The organism is Streptomyces sp. M-16, from assembly GCF_052114405.1.
Lineage (GTDB): Bacteria > Actinomycetota > Actinomycetes > Streptomycetales > Streptomycetaceae > Streptomyces.
This window is the reverse complement of sequence record NZ_JBFRER010000013.1, coordinates 62,345-76,863: the sequence shown is the minus strand read 5'-3', so window position 1 is coordinate 76,863 and position 14,519 is coordinate 62,345. Positions and strand designations below refer to the sequence as shown.

The following is a 14,519-nucleotide window of genomic DNA, read 5'->3' as shown; positions in this document are numbered from 1 at the left end:
GCCAAAGTAGCGAACACCTAAAGCGGGCGCGCGCCCGGGGGTGCCGTACGGGTCCCCGCCCCCTCCCGCACCGCGCTCAGCAGGGCGTTCGCCCGGGGCGAGGCCGTCAGTGCCTCCAGGGTCAGCGGACGGCCCGCCTCGTCCGCGACCGGCAGCCGCCAGTTGGGGTACTGGTCCCAGGTGCCCGGCAGGTTCTGCGGCCGCCGGTCCCCCACCGCGTCCGGCAGCCACACGCCGACCAGCCGGGCGGGAGTGCGCAGCAGGAAGGCGTACAGGGCCTGCACGGCGGCCTCTTCGCCCTTGGTATCCAGCCCGAGCCCGTCCAGTACCCGCAGCCACTGCGCGGTGTCGGCGGCGTCCTCGGCCCGCTCCCGCTCCGGCGGGCGGGTCAGCAGACCGAGCCGGTCGCGCAGTTCGACGTGCGCCCCGGCCAGCTTCGCCGCGCTGGGCGGCAGGTCGTGGGTGGTGGCGGTGGCCAGGCAGTCCTCCCGCCAGGCCCCGGGCGGCAGCGGATCGCCGTCGCCGGACCAGTCCCGCTCGAACCACAGCACGGAGGTGCCCAGGATCCCGCGCCGGGCCAGCGCGCGGCGCACCCGCGGCTCCACCGTCCCCAGGTCCTCCCCGACCACCGGCGCCCCGGCCCGATGGGCCTCCAGCACCAGGACGGCCAGCATCGCCTCGCCGTCGTAGGAGACGTACGTGCCCTCGGCGGGCGGGGCTCCCTCGGGGATCCACCAGAGCCGGAACAGGCCCATGACGTGGTCGACGCGCACCGCGCCCGCGTAGCGGAACACACCGCGCAGCAGGTCCCGGAAGGGCGCGTACGCGGACTCCTCCAGGACGTCGGGGCGCCAGGGCGGCAGCCCCCAGTCCTGGCCCCGCGCGTTGAAGGCGTCCGGCGGCGCGCCCACCGAGACGTGCCGGGCGTGGAAGGGCCCGGTCCGGGCGTCGGAGCCCTCGGGGTGCACTCCCACCGCGAGGTCGTGCACGATCCCGACCGCCATCCCGGCCTCCCGGGCGGCCCGCTGGGCGGCCGTGAGCTGCTCGTCCGTCAGCCACACCAGCCAGGCGTGGAAGTCGGCGCGCTCCGCCGGATCCTCCCCCGCGGCCGCCGCGCACCAGGCGGCGTGCCGCTCCAGCGGGGCGCCCTGCCCGGCGCGGAACTCCTCGTAGGCGGCCTGCCGTACGGGGGAACGCGGTACGGCGTACAGCAGTTCCAGGGCGGCGCGCTTGAGGTCCCAGACGGCGTCCCGGTCGATCAGGGCGCCCTTCTCCAGCACCTCCCGGCGCAGCCGCCCGCCCCGGGAGGCCAGTTCGTCGAGTGCGGCCCGCTCCGGGCAGTGCGCGTACTCGGGGACGTCTTCGACCCGCAGGTACACCGGGTCGGGGAAGCGGCGCGAGGCCGGCCGGTACGGGGAGGGGTCGGTCGGCGTGCCGGGAACGGCCGCGTGCACCGGGTTGACCTGGACGAACCCGGCGCCGTGGGTGCGGGCCGCCCAGCGGGCCAGCTCCGCCAGGTCCCCGAGGTCGCCCATGCCCCAGGAGCGCTCCGAGAGCAGCGAGTACAGCTGGACCAGGAGCCCGTGGGCCCGGCCGGGGGTGGCCGGCGCCCGGTCCGGGGCCACGATCAGGGTGGCCCCGGCGGTGCGCCCGTCGGGGGCCCGCGCGGTGAGCCGGTGGACCCCGAGGGGCAGCTCCGCGTCCCAGTCCCGCTGCGCCGCCCCGTCCTCGGGGGCCACCCGCAGCCGGGTGCCGGGCGGCAGCGCGGCCAGGGCGGCCGGGACGGCCTCCCCGCGCCACTGCACGACGGTCGCCGGCAGCAGCCGCGCGGCCCGCTCCCGTTCGGCGGAGTCGGCCAGGCCCCGGACGTCCCCGGCGGTGTCGACCGGTACCCCGATCAGCCCGAGGACGGCCCGGACCGTGGCCTCGGGGACGTCGACGGTGACGTCCTCGGCGGGCTGGTAGCGGGTGGCGACGCCGTGCAGGGCCGCGAGCCGGGCGAGGTCGTCCATGGAGCTCCCTTGTCGTGGGGTGGGGCGGTCCGCCCGGTGCCCTAGAGGCCCGCGGCGGACGGTGCGGGGGTGGTCGGCTCGCTCGTGAGCGGGGCCTCCTCCAGCAGCGGGGGTTCGCTGGTCAGCGGCGCGTACGCGGAGCCGGCCAGCGGGGGCTCGCTGGTGAGGGGGCCCTGCGCCGGCCCGGACGGGGCGGGCAGGTGGGCGAGCGGGGCGTGGGCACGGGCGGTGGTGCGGACGGCGGTTCGGGCGGCGGTTCGGGCGGCGGTTCGGGCGTTCATGGGAGCACTCCTTCGTGCGGGTCCGTCGGACGCGCCCATGCAACACCCCCGGTGAACACCGCAGCCATACCCAGTCGGGGGCATCGCATTCCTGGCGGATCCAGGTCAGATCACCCGCCCCGATTGACACTTCAGCCGCGTGGGTGGTGGGCTCTGGCTCGTTCGTACGAGCGGGGGACGACTCGGGACGGGGAGGCTCCGTGCAGCTCAGGGGCAGGAAGCGGAGCACCGCGGCGGCGGTCGCCGTCATCGGGAGCCTGCTCGGCGGGGCGGTCGCCGCGACCCCGCAGGGCATCACCGCCTCGCCGAAGACCTCCGGTACGCCGCGTCCCGACGGCGGCTCGGCCGCCGCTTCCGCCGCGGTCCCCGTACCGTTGCTCGACCCGGGCTCCGATCCCCCGCGAACCGCCGCCGAGGGGCCCGCCGTGTGGCCCCGGCCGCAGTCGGCCGTCGCCGATCCGGGACGGGAGCTGCCGGTGGGGGCGGAGGCCGTGCTGGTCGCGCCGCACGACGTGGACCCGTACGCCGCCGAGGTGGTGCGCACCGCCCTGCGCGGGGCGGGCGTACGGACCCTGCACGAGCGGACCCCCGGGGCCGCGCTGCCCGAACGGGCCCTCGTCGTACGGCTCCAGGGCCCCGACGCCGAGGCCGCGCTGCGCTCCCTCGGCGCGGCCGCGGCCGGCGACCTGCCCGACGGCGGATACCGGCTGGCGGTGGGCCGCACCGGCGGCCGGGACACGGTCGCGCTGGCCGGGGTGGGCGAGGACGGGTTGTTCCACGCCGCGCAGACGCTGCGTCAACTGCTGGCGGCCGGGCCCGGGAAGGTGCCCGGGATGCTGGTGCGCGACTGGCCGATCGCCCCCGTGCGCGGGGTCACCGAGGGGTTCTACGGGCAGCCCTGGTCGCGGGAGCAGCGGCTCGCCCAGATCGACTTCCTGGGCCGCACCAAGCAGAACCGCCTGCTGCTGGCCCCCGGCGACGACCCGTACCGCACGACGGGCTGGCGCGACCCCTACCCGCCGGAGCGGCAGGAGGAGTTCCGGGCCCTGACGGAACGGGCCCGCGCCAACCGGGTGGTCCTCGCCTGGGCGGTGTCACCGGGGCAGTCCATGTGCCTGGCCTCGGCGGACGAACGGGCGGCGCTGCTGCGCAAGGTGGACGCCATGTGGGAGCTGGGCTTCCGGGCCTTCCAGCTGCAGTTCCAGGACGTCAGCTACACGGAGTGGGGCTGCCGGGCCGACCGGGTCCGGTACGGCACGGGTCCCGCGGCGGCGGCGAAGGCGCACGCGGAGGTCGCGGGCGAACTGGCGGCGCACCTGGCCGCCCGGCACCCGGGGTCCGCCCCGCTGTCGCTGCTGCCGACCGAGTACTTCCAGGACGGCGCCACCACCTACCGGACGGCGCTGGCCGGCGCGCTGGACCCCCGGGTGGAGGTGGCCTGGACGGGCGTGGGCGTGGTGCCGCGCACCATCACGGGCAAGGAGCTGGCCGGAGCCCGGTCCGCGCTCGGGCACCCGCTGGTCACCATGGACAACTACCCGGTCAACGACTGGGACCCGGGCCGCATCTTCCTCGGCCCCTACGCGGGCCGCGACCCGGCGGTGGCCGGAGGCTCGGCCGGGGTGCTGGCCAACGCCATGGAACAGGGCACCCTGTCGCGGATCCCGCTGTTCACGGCGGCGGACTACGCCTGGAACCCGCGCGGCTACCGGGCCGGGGAGTCCTGGGCCGCGGCGGTGCGCGAACTGGCGGGCCCCGACCGGCGCACCCGCGAGGCGCTGGCCGCCCTGGCCGGCAACACCGCCTCCTCGGGGCTCAAGCTGGAGGAGTCCGCGTACCTGAAGCCGCTGGTGGAGGAGTTCTGGCGGGCCCGCGCCACCGGTGACCCCAAGGCGGGCGAGCGGCTGCGGGCGGCCTTCACCGTGCTGCGGGAAGCCCCGGCCCGGCTGCCCTCGTACGCCGCCGAGGCGGGCCCCTGGCTGGAGCGGCTCTCGCGCTACGGGGCCGCGGGCGAGCTGGCCGTGGACCTGCTGCGGGCCGAGGCCCGCGGCGACGGGGCCGCCGCCTGGCGGGCCTCGCGGGAACTGGACGCGGCACGGCGGGCCCTGGCCGAGAAGGGCGGGGCCCGGGTGGACACCTCCGTGCTGGACCCCTTCCTGAAGAGGGCGGCCGAGGAGTCCGACGCCTGGACGGGCGCGGCCCGCCAGGAGGGCACCGTGGAGCACGCTCCCGGCTCCTGGACGGTCCGGCTGGACTCCGCGCGCCCGCTGTCCGCGGTCACCGTCATGACGGACCCGCCGGCCGCCGACGCGCGGGGCGCGGTGGTGGAGGTGCGGGTACCGGGCGAGGGCTGGCGCCGGATCGGCGAGGCGACCGTCTCCGGGTGGACCCAGGCCGACGCGGCCGGGGTGCGCGCCGACGCCGTGCGGCTGTCGTGGACGGGCGCCGACCCGGTGGTCCACGCGGTGGTGCCGTGGTTCGCGGACGGGCCGCGGGTCCGCCTCGACCTGGCCGACGGGGCGCCGGCCGACGTGGAGATCGGTGGCGGCCCGCGGACGGTGACCGCGCAGTTGTCGGCCCTGGGGCCGGGCGAGGTGCGCGGCCCGTTCACGGCGGCCCCGCCGGCCGGGGTGGGCGTCCGGGTGCCGGGAGACGTGGTGGTGCCGCGCGGCACGCGGGTGTCCGTCCCGCTGGAGGTGACCGTGCCGGCGGGCACCCCGGCCGGGACCTACGCCGTCCCCGTGGCCTTCGCCGGGGAGACGCGCACCCTGACCGTGCGGGCCGTGCCGCGCACCGGCGGGCCGGACCTGCTGCGCGGCGCGCGGGCCTCCTCCTCGGCGGACGAGGGTCCGGGCTTCCCGGCGTCGGCGGCGGTGGACGGTTCGGACGCCACCCGGTGGTCCTCGCCGGCGGTGGACGGCGCCTGGTGGCGGGCGGAACTGGCGGCCCCGGCCCGGATCGGGCTGCTGCGCCTGCACTGGCAGGAGGCGTACCCCTCCGCCTACCGGGTCGAGACGTCCGCCGACGGCGTGAGCTGGCGCCCGGCCGTCGCGGTGACCTCGCGGGGCGGTGTGGACACCGTCCGGCTGGACGCTCCGGACACCCGGTTCGTCCGCGTCACCTGCGACCGCCGGGCGACCCGCTTCGGCTGCAGCCTCTGGTCGGCCTCGGCCTTCTCGGTGGTCCCGTAGTCGGGTACGCGCCCCTATGACGCGGCGACCCCGATGCGCTCCAGCGCGTCGTCCGCACCGTACGGCTGGAGGTACGGCATCCAGCGGGGATCCCGGTGGCCCGTTCCGATGATCCGCCAGGCCAGGCCGGACGGCGGGGCGGGCTGGTGGCGCAGCCGCCAGCCGAGCTCCAGCAGGTGCCGGTCGGCCTTGACGTGGTTGCAGCGGCGGCACGCGGCGACGACGTTGTCCCAGACGTGCTGGCCGCCCCGGCTGCGCGGGATGACGTGGTCGACGCTGGTGGCGACGGCCCCGCAGTACATGCAGCGGCCACCGTCGCGGGCGAAGAGCGCGCGGCGGGTGAGTGGAACGGGCCCCCGGTAGGGGACCCGCACGAAGCGCTTGAGCCGGACCACGCTGGGAGCGGGGACGGCTCTCGTCGCGCTGTGCAGAAAGGCGCCCGATTCTTCCAGGGAGACCGCTTTGTTCTCCAGGACGAGGACGAGCGCGCGGCGGAGCGGTACGACGCCGAGGGGCTCGTACGACGCGTTGAGGACCAGGACGTGCGGCACGGACTGCCTCCTTGTACGCCGGCGGCGCGTGGCTCGCGCCGGGACGATCTGCTCTCCAGTTTCCCCTTACGGCTGGTCGAAGCGCCACCACGCGCCCGTAACGGGTCCGAGGTGTTTTCGACCACACCCCCTGTCATCCCCCGGCGAGTCGGGGCTCTCCCTCGAACACGACAACGGCGTCGGGCCCGTGCCCCGTTAGTGTGGTTGGTCTGTCCCGCACCCACGTCCCGCGGGCAGACCGCTATGCCTGGAGGTTCCCCGCCGTGCCCTCGCCCGCCACCCTGCTCCCGTTGGCAGCGAACACCACCGACGACGCCGCCGAGAGCGTGACCAACGCCGCGAGCTTCATCGAGGAGAACTGGGCCACCTGGCTGAGCATCGGCCTGCGCATTCTGCTGATCGTCGTGATAGCGGCGCTGCTGCGTTCGGTGGTCCGCAAGGCCCTGACCAAGCTCATAAGCCGGATGAACACCAGCGCCGAGGCCGTCGAGGGCACCGCGCTGGGCGGGCTGCTGGTCAATGCCGAGCGGCGGCGCCAGCGGTCCGAGGCGATCGGTTCGGTACTGCGGTCGGTGGCCTCGTTCCTGATCCTCGGCACGGCGGCGCTGATGGTACTGGCCGCCCTGAAGATCGACCTGGCCCCGCTGCTGGCGAGCGCCGGTGTGGCGGGTGTCGCGATCGGTTTCGGTGCCCGCAACCTGGTGACGGACTTCCTCTCCGGCGTGTTCATGATCATGGAGGACCAGTACGGCGTCGGCGACAAGATCGACGCCGGGGTGGCCTCCGGCGAGGTGATCGAGGTCGGACTGCGCGTGACGAAGCTGCGCGGCGACAACGGTGAGATCTGGTACGTCCGCAACGGCGAGATCAAGCGGATCGGCAACCTCAGCCAGGGCTGGGCCACCGCCGGCGTGGCCGTGCAGGTCAAGCCCACGGAGAACCTCGCGCACATCCGCCGGGTGGTCCAGGGTGTCGCGGACTCCCTGGCGAAGGAGTCCCCGTGGGACGAGCGCTTGTGGGGGCCGGTGGAGGTGCTGGGCCTGGACGAGGTGCTGCTGGCCTCGATGACGGTGAAGGTGTCGGCGAAGACCATGCCGGGCCAGCAGTTCGCCGTGGAGCGCGAGCTGCGCTGGCGGATCAAGGAGGCCTTCGACGCCGCGGGCATCCGGATCATCGGCGGTCTGCCGGACTCCTCCGAGCCGGAGGAGAGCCCGGACCCGGCCGCCTCCGTCGCCCCGCCCTCGGCGCTGGCCAACCCCTCCTCCCCGCAGTCCATGGCCACCACCCCGATCCCGGCGCCGGCCTCGCCCGGCAACCCCCGGATCTCCAAGTAGCCCCGGAGGCCCCTCGCGCTCCACCCGCTGCCCCGCCGGTCCCCACCGGCGGGGCAGCGGCGTCTGCACCCCCCGGTCCGGCACACCCCCCTGCACCGCCCCCCGCACGGCCCGCTGCACCGCACCCGGCACCGCCATTGACACGGCTCAGACGCCAATAGGAAACTTACCTAACAGTTCACCTCGGTGAGGGAGACCCAGCCCCATGCCCGCCGCCACGCCCGGAACCCCCAGCCTGCTGCGCGCCATGAACGACCGCGCCGCCCTGGAGCTGCTGCTGACGCACGGCCCGCTCTCCCGGACCCGGATCGGGCACCTGACCGGCCTGTCCAAGCCCACCGCCTCGCAGTTGCTCGCCCGTCTGGAGGCCGCCGGGCTGGTCGTGGCCACCGGCACCGACGGCGGCCGCCCCGGGCCGAACGCCCAGCTCTACGCCCTCAACGCCCGCGCCGCCCACGTCGGCGGGCTCGACGTGACCCCCGAGGGGGTGGTCGCGGCCGTCGCCGATCTGAGCGGCACCGTCGTCGGCTGCTTCGAGCTGCCCTACGCCGAGGGCGCCGAAGCCGTCGCACAGGTCACCGCGGCCCTCGACGGAGCCGTCGCGGCCGCCGGACTCCACCGCGAGGACCTGCACCGCCTCGTCATCGCCACCCCGGGCGCCTTCGACCCGCAGACCGGCCGGCTGCGCTACGCCAGCCACCTCCCCGGCTGGCACTCCCCCACCCTGCTCGACGAACTGGCCGCGGCCCTGCCCATGCCGGTCGAGTACGAGAACGACGTGAACCTCGCCGCCGTCGCCGAGCAGCGCCTCGGCGCGGCCCGCGGCCACGAGGACTTCGTCCTGCTCTGGAACGAGGAGGGCCTCGGCGCCGCCCTGGTGCTCGGCGGCCGGCTGCACCGCGGCTGGACCGGAGGCGCCGGCGAGGTCGGCTTCCTGCCCGTCCCCGGACACCCCCTGGTCCGGCAGGTCACCCGGGTCAACTCCGGTGGCTACCAGGAGCTGGCCGGTGCCCAGGTACTGCCCCGCCTCGCCCGCGAACACGGCGTCGCGGTCCCCGAGGTGCCCGGCGCGGGGACCGGAACCGGCCCCGCCGCGCCGGGACCGCAGGTGGCCGCCGCGGTGGCCCTGCTGCGGCGGGCCGCCGCCGAACCCGAGGGGCCCCACCTGGACTTCCTGCGGTCCTACGCGACCGTCCTCGCCACCGGACTCGCCTCGATGGTCGCCGTCCTCGACCCGGAGCTCGTGGTCCTGTCCGGGGCCGCGATCAGCGCGGGCGGCGACCCCCTGCGCACCCTCCTGCGGGACGAGCTCGCCGAACTCGCCCCCTCCCGGCCCCGGCTGGTCGCCGGCGAGGTGCACGAACGGCCCGTCCTGCGCGGCGCGCTGGAGAGCGCCCTGGCCGCCACCCGCGAGGAAGTCTTCGACACCTCCCGCTGACCCCGCACCCGCACCCGCCCCCGCACCCCCCTCACCGGCAATCCCACCGGAAGTTCCTCCCCCAGAGAGCGAGCACCGTCATGCCCAGAACCGGACGACGACTGACCACCGCGGCCACCGCCCTGGCCGCCCTCTCCGTACTCGCCACCTCCTGTACGGGACAGAGCGCCGGCACCGCCTCCGACGACCCGAAGGCGGACGTCACCCTGAAGTTCTGGCACGGCTGGGCCGCGCCCTCCGAGGTGAAGGCGATCGAGGAGAACATCGCCCGCTTCGAGAAGGCGCACCCGAACATCAAGGTCGAGGTCACCGGCGACATGACCGACGACAAGGTCAACCAGGCGCTGCGCGCGGGCGGGGACAAGTCCCCCGACGTGGTCTCCTCCTTCAGCACCGACAGCGTCGGCAAGTTCTGCAACTCCGGCGCCTTCGCCGACCTGAACCCCTTCCTCGACAAGTCCGGCGTCGACAAGACGAAGGTCTTCCCCAAGATCCTGCTGGAATACACCCAGTTCAAGGGCAACCAGTGCGCGCTCCCGCTGCTGCACGACGCCTACGGCCTCGTCTACAACAAGACCGCCTTCGCGGACGCGGGGATCACCGCCCCCCCGGTGACCTGGAGCCAGTTCGTCGAGGACGCCCGGAAGCTGACCAAGCCCAACGGGGACTCCTACGACCAGCTCGGCGTGATGCCCACCTTCCACGGCTACGAGACCACCCCGATGCGCCTGGCCGCGCAGTGGAGCCCCACCTACTTCGCCGCCGACGGCAGCTCCAACCTCGCGAAGGACCCGGCCTTCGCGAAGATGCTGACCGCCCAGAAGGACCTGATCGCCCAGCTCGGGGGCTACGAGAAGCTGGAGAGGTTCCGCGCCGGCTTCGGTGACGAATGGAGCACCGCACACCCCTTCAACAAGGGCCAGGTGGCCATGCAGATCGACGGCGAATGGCGCGCCGCCATGGCCAAGGAGGCCGGGGTCGGCTTCGAGATCGGCACCGCCCCGCTGCCCGTACCGGACGACCAGGTGGGCGACTACGGCAAGGGCTACCTCTCCGGCACGATCATGGGCATCTCCTCGGCGAGCCGCAAGCAGAACGCCGCCTGGGAGCTGGTGAAGTACATGACCACCGACACCGCGGCCGTCGTCGCCTTCGCCAACTCCATCCACAACCTGCCCTCCACGCTGGCCGCCCTGCAGTCCCCGGACCTCAAGGTGACCCCCGAGCTGAAGACCTTCCTCGACATCGCCGGGAACTCGAAGTCGAACACCACCCCGGCCCAGCCGGACGGCGGCACCTACCAGCTGACCCTCCAGGACTTCGCGTACCGGTTCGAGAAGGGCGACGTGCCCGACCTCCAGGCCGGTCTCGCCGCCACCGACCGGCAGATCGACACCGACATCGCGAAGGCGAAGTAGCCCGGTGGCCCCGTACACCCCGCGGGCCAAGCGGCGCCGGGCGGCCCTGCGGACCGCCGCGTTCATGTCGCCCTGGCTGATCGGCTTCGCCGTCTTCTTCGCCTACCCGCTGCTGTCGACCGTGTACTTCTCCTTCACCCGCTACGACGGCTTCCGCCCGCCCGTCTTCAACGGCCTGGCCAACTGGAGCTACGTCTTCACCGACTATCCGCTCTTCTGGCCGGCCATGCGCAACACGCTCTGGCTGGTGGTCGTCATGGTGAGCTGCCGGGTCGTCTTCGGCCTCGGCGTCGGCCTGCTCATCACGAAGATCAAGACCGGGGCGGGGATCTTCCGCACCCTGTTCTACCTGCCCTACCTGGCCCCGCCGGTGGCCGCGACCCTCGCCTTCGTCTTCCTCCTCAACCCCGGCACCGGCCCCGTCAACACCCTGCTCGACGGCATGGGGCTGCCGACGCCCGGCTGGTTCACCGACGCCTCCTGGTCCAAGCCCGCGCTCACCGCCCTCGCGCTGTGGGGGGTCGGCGACCTGATGGTGATCTTCATGGCCGCGCTGCTCGACGTACCGAAGGAGCAGTACGAGGCCGCCGAGCTCGACGGGGCCGGCGCCTGGGCCCGCTTCCGGCACATCACCCTGCCGAACATCTCCCCGATCGTCCTGTTCGCCGTGGTCACCGGGGTCATCCAGGCCATGCAGTACTACACGCAGCCGCTGGTCGCCGGAAAGGTGGCCGCCGGTGTCATCGGCGGCTCGGGCCAGCAGTTCGAACCGGGCTACCCCGACAAGTCCACCCTGACCCTGCCCCAGCTCGTCTACAACGTCGGCTTCCAGCGCTTCGACTACGGAGCCGCCTGCGTCGTCGCCCTGGTGCTGTTCGCCCTCTCCATGGCCTTCACCGCGCTCCTGATGCGCCGCCGTGGCGGACTGATCGGAGCCGGTGACTGAGATGACCCTGACCGAGAAGGCCCCCCGCACCCGGCCGCCCGCCGACGAGCCGGCGCCGCCGGCCCGGCCGCAGACCCGCAGGGCCGTCCTGAACTGGATCGCCGTCCACGCCCTCGGCGTGGCCGCCGCCCTGTTCTTCGTCCTCCCCTTCGTCTTCCTCTTCCTCACCTCCCTGATGAGCGACCACCAGACGCTCACCCGCGACCTGTGGCCGCGCACCTGGGAGTGGGGCAACTACGCCAAGGTCTGGAACACCCCCGGGTTCCTCACCTGGTGGCGCAACACCCTCCTGTACGCGGGCCTGGGCACCCTGCTCACCGTGGTCTCCTCGCTGCCCGTCGCCTACGCCCTCGCCAAGTTCCGCTTCCGCGGCAGGCGGCTCGCGCTGCTGCTGGTGATCGCCATGATGATGCTGCCGCCGCAGGTGGTCGTCATCCCGATGTACCTCTTCTGGGCCAGGCAGCTCGACCTCACCGGCACCCTGTGGCCGCTGATCGTCCCGATGGCCTTCGGCGACGCCTTCTCCATCTTCCTGCTCCGCCAGTTCCTGCTCACCATCCCCGACGAATACCTCGACGCCGCCCGGGTCGACGGCTGCGGCGAGCTGCGCACCCTGCTGCGCGTGGTGCTGCCCATGGCCAAGCCGGGCATCGCCGCCGTCGCGCTGTTCCAGTTCTTCTACGCCTGGAACGACTACTTCGGCCCGCAGATCTACGCCTCCGACAACCCGGCCGCCTGGACCCTCAGCTACGGCCTGGAGTCCTTCAAGGGCGCGCACCAGACCAACTGGAACCTCACCATGGCGGCGACCGTGCTCGTCATGGCCCCGGTGATCGTCCTCTTCTTCTTCGCCCAGAAGGCGTTCGTCGAAGGCGTCACCCTGACCGGAGTGAAAGGCTAGGCCCGATGAAACTCGCAGTGGTGGGCGGCGGTTCCACCTACACGCCCGAACTGATCGACGGCTTCGCGCGCATGCGCGACACCCTGCCGGTCACCGAACTGGTGCTCATCGACCCCGCCACCGAACGACTGGAGCTGATCGGCGGCCTGGCCCGGCGGATCCTCGCCCGCCAGGGCCACCCGGGCGTCGTCACCACCACCTGCGACCTCGACGCCGGGGTCGCCGGGGCCGACGCGGTCCTGCTGCAACTGCGCGTCGGCGGGCAGGCCGCCCGGCTCCGGGACGAGACCTGGCCGCTGGAGTGCGGCTGCGTCGGCCAGGAGACCACCGGCGCCGGCGGCCTGGCCAAGGCCCTGCGCACCGTCCCCGTGGTGCTGGACATCGCCGAACGGGTCCGCCGGAGCGCCCCCGACGCCTGGATCATCGACTTCACCAACCCCGTCGGGATCGTCACCCGGGCCCTGCTCGGGGCCGGCCACAAGGCGGTCGGACTGTGCAACGTCGCCATCGGTCTCCAGCGGAAGTTCGCCGCGCTGCTGGACGTGGCCCCCGCCGAGGTCCACCTCGACCACGTCGGGCTCAACCACCTCACCTGGGAGACGGGGGTGCGCCTCGGCGGCCCCGACGGCACCGACGTGCTGCCCCGGCTGCTGGCCGCGCACGGCGACGCGGTCGCCGCCGACCTGCGCCTGCCGCGCGCCCTCCTGGACCGGCTCGGCGTCGTGCCCTCGTACTACCTGCGCTACTTCTACGCCCACGACGAGGTGGTCCGGGAACTGGGCGAGAAGCCCTCCCGGGCCGCCGAGGTCGCCGCGATGGAGAAGGAACTCCTCGCCCTGTACGGGGACCCCGCGCTCGACGAGAAGCCCGCGCTGCTGGCCAAGCGGGGCGGCGCGTTCTACTCGGAGGCCGCCGTGGACCTGGCCGCGGCCCTGCTGGGCGACGGCGGCCCGTCCGTGCAGGTGGTCAACACCCGCAACGACGGCACCCTGCCCTTCCTGCCCGACGACGCCGTCATCGAGGTCCAGGCCCGCGTCGACGGCTCCGGTCCCGCGCCGCTGCCGGTGCCCCGCCCGGACCCCCTGTTCGCCGGACTGACCGCGCACGTGAGCGCGTACGAGGACCTCGCGCTCGACGCGGCGCTGCGCGGCGGACGCGAACGGGTCTTCAAGGCGCTCCTCGCGCATCCGCTGGTCGGGCAGTACGACCTCGCCGAGGGGCTGACCGACCGGCTGCTCGCACACAACAAGGAGCACCTGCCATGGGCGTGACCGGCGCGACCGGCGCGACCGGCCCCTCGGCGGCCGTCCTCGCCATCGACGCGGGCAACAGCAAGACCGACGTGGCCCTGATCGGCGCCGACGGCACCGTCCTCGGCACCGGGCGCGCGGGGGGCTTCCAGCCGCCCCGGGTCGGGATCGAGGCGGCCGTGGACGTGCTCGCGCAGGCCGTCGCGGAGGCCGCCGGGGCCGCCGGGCTGCGGCCCGGCGCGCCCTGCGCCGACCTCGTCTCGGCCTGCCTGGCCAACGCCGACCTCCCGGTGGAGGAACGGCAGCTCACCGCCGCGGTCGGCGCGCGGGGCTGGGGCAGGCGGACCGAGGTGCGCAACGACACCTTCGCGATCCTGCGGGCGGGACTGTCCGGCGCGGACCTGCCGCGCGGGGTCGCGGTGGTGTGCGGGGCGGGGATCAACTGCGTCGGGATGCTGCCCGACGGCCGGACCGCCCGCTTCCCCGCCCTCGGGGTGATCTCCGGCGACTGGGGCGGCGGGGGCGGCCTGGCGGAGGACGCCATGTGGTGGGCCGCGCGGGCCGAGGACGGACGCGGGGGCCCCACCCTCCTCGCGGAGGCCCTGCCCGCGCACTTCGGGCTGGCCTCGATGGCCGCGCTGATCGAGGCCCTCCACCTGGACGCGGTGGCCCGCGGGCGCATGCACGAACTGGTACCGGTCCTGTTCGCGGTGGCCGCCGGGGGCGACCCGGTGGCCTCGGCGATCGTGGAACGGCAGGCCGGCGAGGTGGTGGCGCTGGCCGCGGTGGCGCTGGAGCGGCTGGGCCTGCTGCGGGAGGAGGCGCCGGTGCTGCTGGGCGGCAGCGTCCTCGCGGCCCGGCACCCGCAGCTCAACGACCGGATCGGGGAACTCCTCGCCGCCCGGGCCCCGCTGGCCCGGCTCTCCGTGGTGACGGCCCCGCCGGTCCTGGGCGCCGCCCTCCTCGGCCTGGACGCCGTCGACGCCCCGCCGGAGGCCCACGCGAAGCTCCGTGCCCACTTCGGGTGAACCCGCCTCCCGGGCGGGCGAGTCGGGAACCGCAGGGCGTGGCGCGGCGTATTGAGGGGGAAGGGGGACGGGAAGCCGCGGGGGCGGCAGGGGGCGCACGGGGGCGTCGGATCGCCCAAGATCGGGCTCCGGGTGCTGTGGTCGGGCGCCACTACGGCCATACTGCTCC

The 14,519-nt window shown here is 74.6% G+C and carries 11 protein-coding genes; 8 read left to right on the top strand and 3 right to left on the bottom strand.

Translation table 11 applies throughout. The features are described from left to right. Window positions 1–17 precede the first annotated feature (17 nt). Both AB4039_RS08980 and AB4039_RS08975 read right to left on the bottom strand, forming a co-directional pair. Window positions 18–2,012, bottom strand: a complete 1,995-nt coding sequence (locus tag AB4039_RS08980) for a 4-alpha-glucanotransferase (protein WP_266839057.1) — start codon at window positions 2,010–2,012, stop codon at window positions 18–20. Between the two features lie 41 nt (window positions 2,013–2,053). Next, complete coding sequence (locus AB4039_RS08975; protein ID WP_442270448.1) at window positions 2,054–2,293, bottom strand: hypothetical protein; 240 nt, start codon at window positions 2,291–2,293, stop codon at window positions 2,054–2,056. Between the two features lie 200 nt (window positions 2,294–2,493). Here AB4039_RS08975 and AB4039_RS08970 point away from each other — a divergent pair, with 200 nt between their 5' ends. Beyond that, window positions 2,494–5,484 carry a beta-N-acetylglucosaminidase domain-containing protein gene (locus AB4039_RS08970; RefSeq protein WP_442270447.1) on the top strand — a complete coding sequence of 997 codons (2,991 nt, stop codon included), beginning with the start codon at window positions 2,494–2,496 and terminating at the stop codon, window positions 5,482–5,484. A 14-nt stretch (window positions 5,485–5,498) separates the two neighbouring features. Here AB4039_RS08970 and AB4039_RS08965 read toward each other — a convergent pair whose 3' ends face one another. Beyond that, entirely contained in the window at window positions 5,499–6,035 is a 537-nt protein-coding gene (locus tag AB4039_RS08965; RefSeq protein WP_266839061.1) for an HNH endonuclease, read from the bottom strand. A gap of 263 nt (window positions 6,036–6,298) precedes the next feature. Here AB4039_RS08965 and AB4039_RS08960 point away from each other — a divergent pair, with 263 nt between their 5' ends. The 7 genes from AB4039_RS08960 (at window position 6,299) to AB4039_RS08930 (ending at window position 14,350) form a co-directional block, all read left to right on the top strand. Further along, window positions 6,299–7,369: a mechanosensitive ion channel domain-containing protein gene (locus AB4039_RS08960; RefSeq protein WP_442270446.1), complete on the top strand. Its 1,071-nt coding sequence runs from the start codon at window positions 6,299–6,301 to the stop codon at window positions 7,367–7,369. A 205-nt stretch (window positions 7,370–7,574) separates the two neighbouring features. Beyond that, window positions 7,575–8,807 carry an ROK family transcriptional regulator gene (locus tag AB4039_RS08955; RefSeq protein ID WP_266839063.1) on the top strand — a complete coding sequence of 411 codons (1,233 nt, stop codon included), beginning with the start codon at window positions 7,575–7,577 and terminating at the stop codon, window positions 8,805–8,807. Between the two features lie 80 nt (window positions 8,808–8,887). Beyond that, a complete protein-coding gene (locus AB4039_RS08950; RefSeq protein WP_266839064.1) occupies window positions 8,888–10,225 on the top strand; it encodes an extracellular solute-binding protein in 1,338 nt (445 codons plus the stop codon). Window positions 10,226–10,289: 64 nt separating this feature from the next. After that, the gene (locus AB4039_RS08945; protein WP_442270457.1) at window positions 10,290–11,171 is read left to right on the top strand and encodes a carbohydrate ABC transporter permease; all 882 of its coding nucleotides are present in this window, start codon (window positions 10,290–10,292) and stop codon (window positions 11,169–11,171) included. 1 nt (window position 11,172) lies between these two features. Continuing rightward, window positions 11,173–12,072 carry a carbohydrate ABC transporter permease gene (locus AB4039_RS08940; RefSeq protein ID WP_266841627.1) on the top strand — a complete coding sequence of 300 codons (900 nt, stop codon included), beginning with the start codon at window positions 11,173–11,175 and terminating at the stop codon, window positions 12,070–12,072. A gap of 5 nt (window positions 12,073–12,077) precedes the next feature. Further along, window positions 12,078–13,343: a 6-phospho-beta-glucosidase gene (locus tag AB4039_RS08935; protein ID WP_442270445.1), complete on the top strand. Its 1,266-nt coding sequence runs from the start codon at window positions 12,078–12,080 to the stop codon at window positions 13,341–13,343. After that, window positions 13,334–14,350 carry an N-acetylglucosamine kinase gene (locus tag AB4039_RS08930; RefSeq protein WP_442270444.1) on the top strand — a complete coding sequence of 339 codons (1,017 nt, stop codon included), beginning with the start codon at window positions 13,334–13,336 and terminating at the stop codon, window positions 14,348–14,350. The genes AB4039_RS08935 and AB4039_RS08930 overlap by 10 nt, the downstream gene beginning before the upstream one ends. Window positions 14,351–14,519 lie beyond the last annotated feature (169 nt).

Coding starts and splice junctions, on each gene's coding strand:
- AB4039_RS08980 (WP_266839057.1), bottom strand. CDS start 2,012: ATGGACGACCTCGCCCGGCTCGCGGCCCTGCACGGCGTCGCCACCCGC.
- AB4039_RS08975 (WP_442270448.1), bottom strand. CDS start 2,293: ATGAACGCCCGAACCGCCGCCCGAACCGCCGCCCGAACCGCCGTCCGC.
- AB4039_RS08955 (WP_266839063.1), top strand. CDS start 7,575: ATGCCCGCCGCCACGCCCGGAACCCCCAGCCTGCTGCGCGCCATGAAC.
- AB4039_RS08950 (WP_266839064.1), top strand. CDS start 8,888: ATGCCCAGAACCGGACGACGACTGACCACCGCGGCCACCGCCCTGGCC.
- AB4039_RS08945 (WP_442270457.1), top strand. CDS start 10,290: ATGTCGCCCTGGCTGATCGGCTTCGCCGTCTTCTTCGCCTACCCGCTG.
- AB4039_RS08940 (WP_266841627.1), top strand. CDS start 11,173: ATGACCCTGACCGAGAAGGCCCCCCGCACCCGGCCGCCCGCCGACGAG.
- AB4039_RS08935 (WP_442270445.1), top strand. CDS start 12,078: ATGAAACTCGCAGTGGTGGGCGGCGGTTCCACCTACACGCCCGAACTG.
- AB4039_RS08930 (WP_442270444.1), top strand. CDS start 13,334: ATGGGCGTGACCGGCGCGACCGGCGCGACCGGCCCCTCGGCGGCCGTC.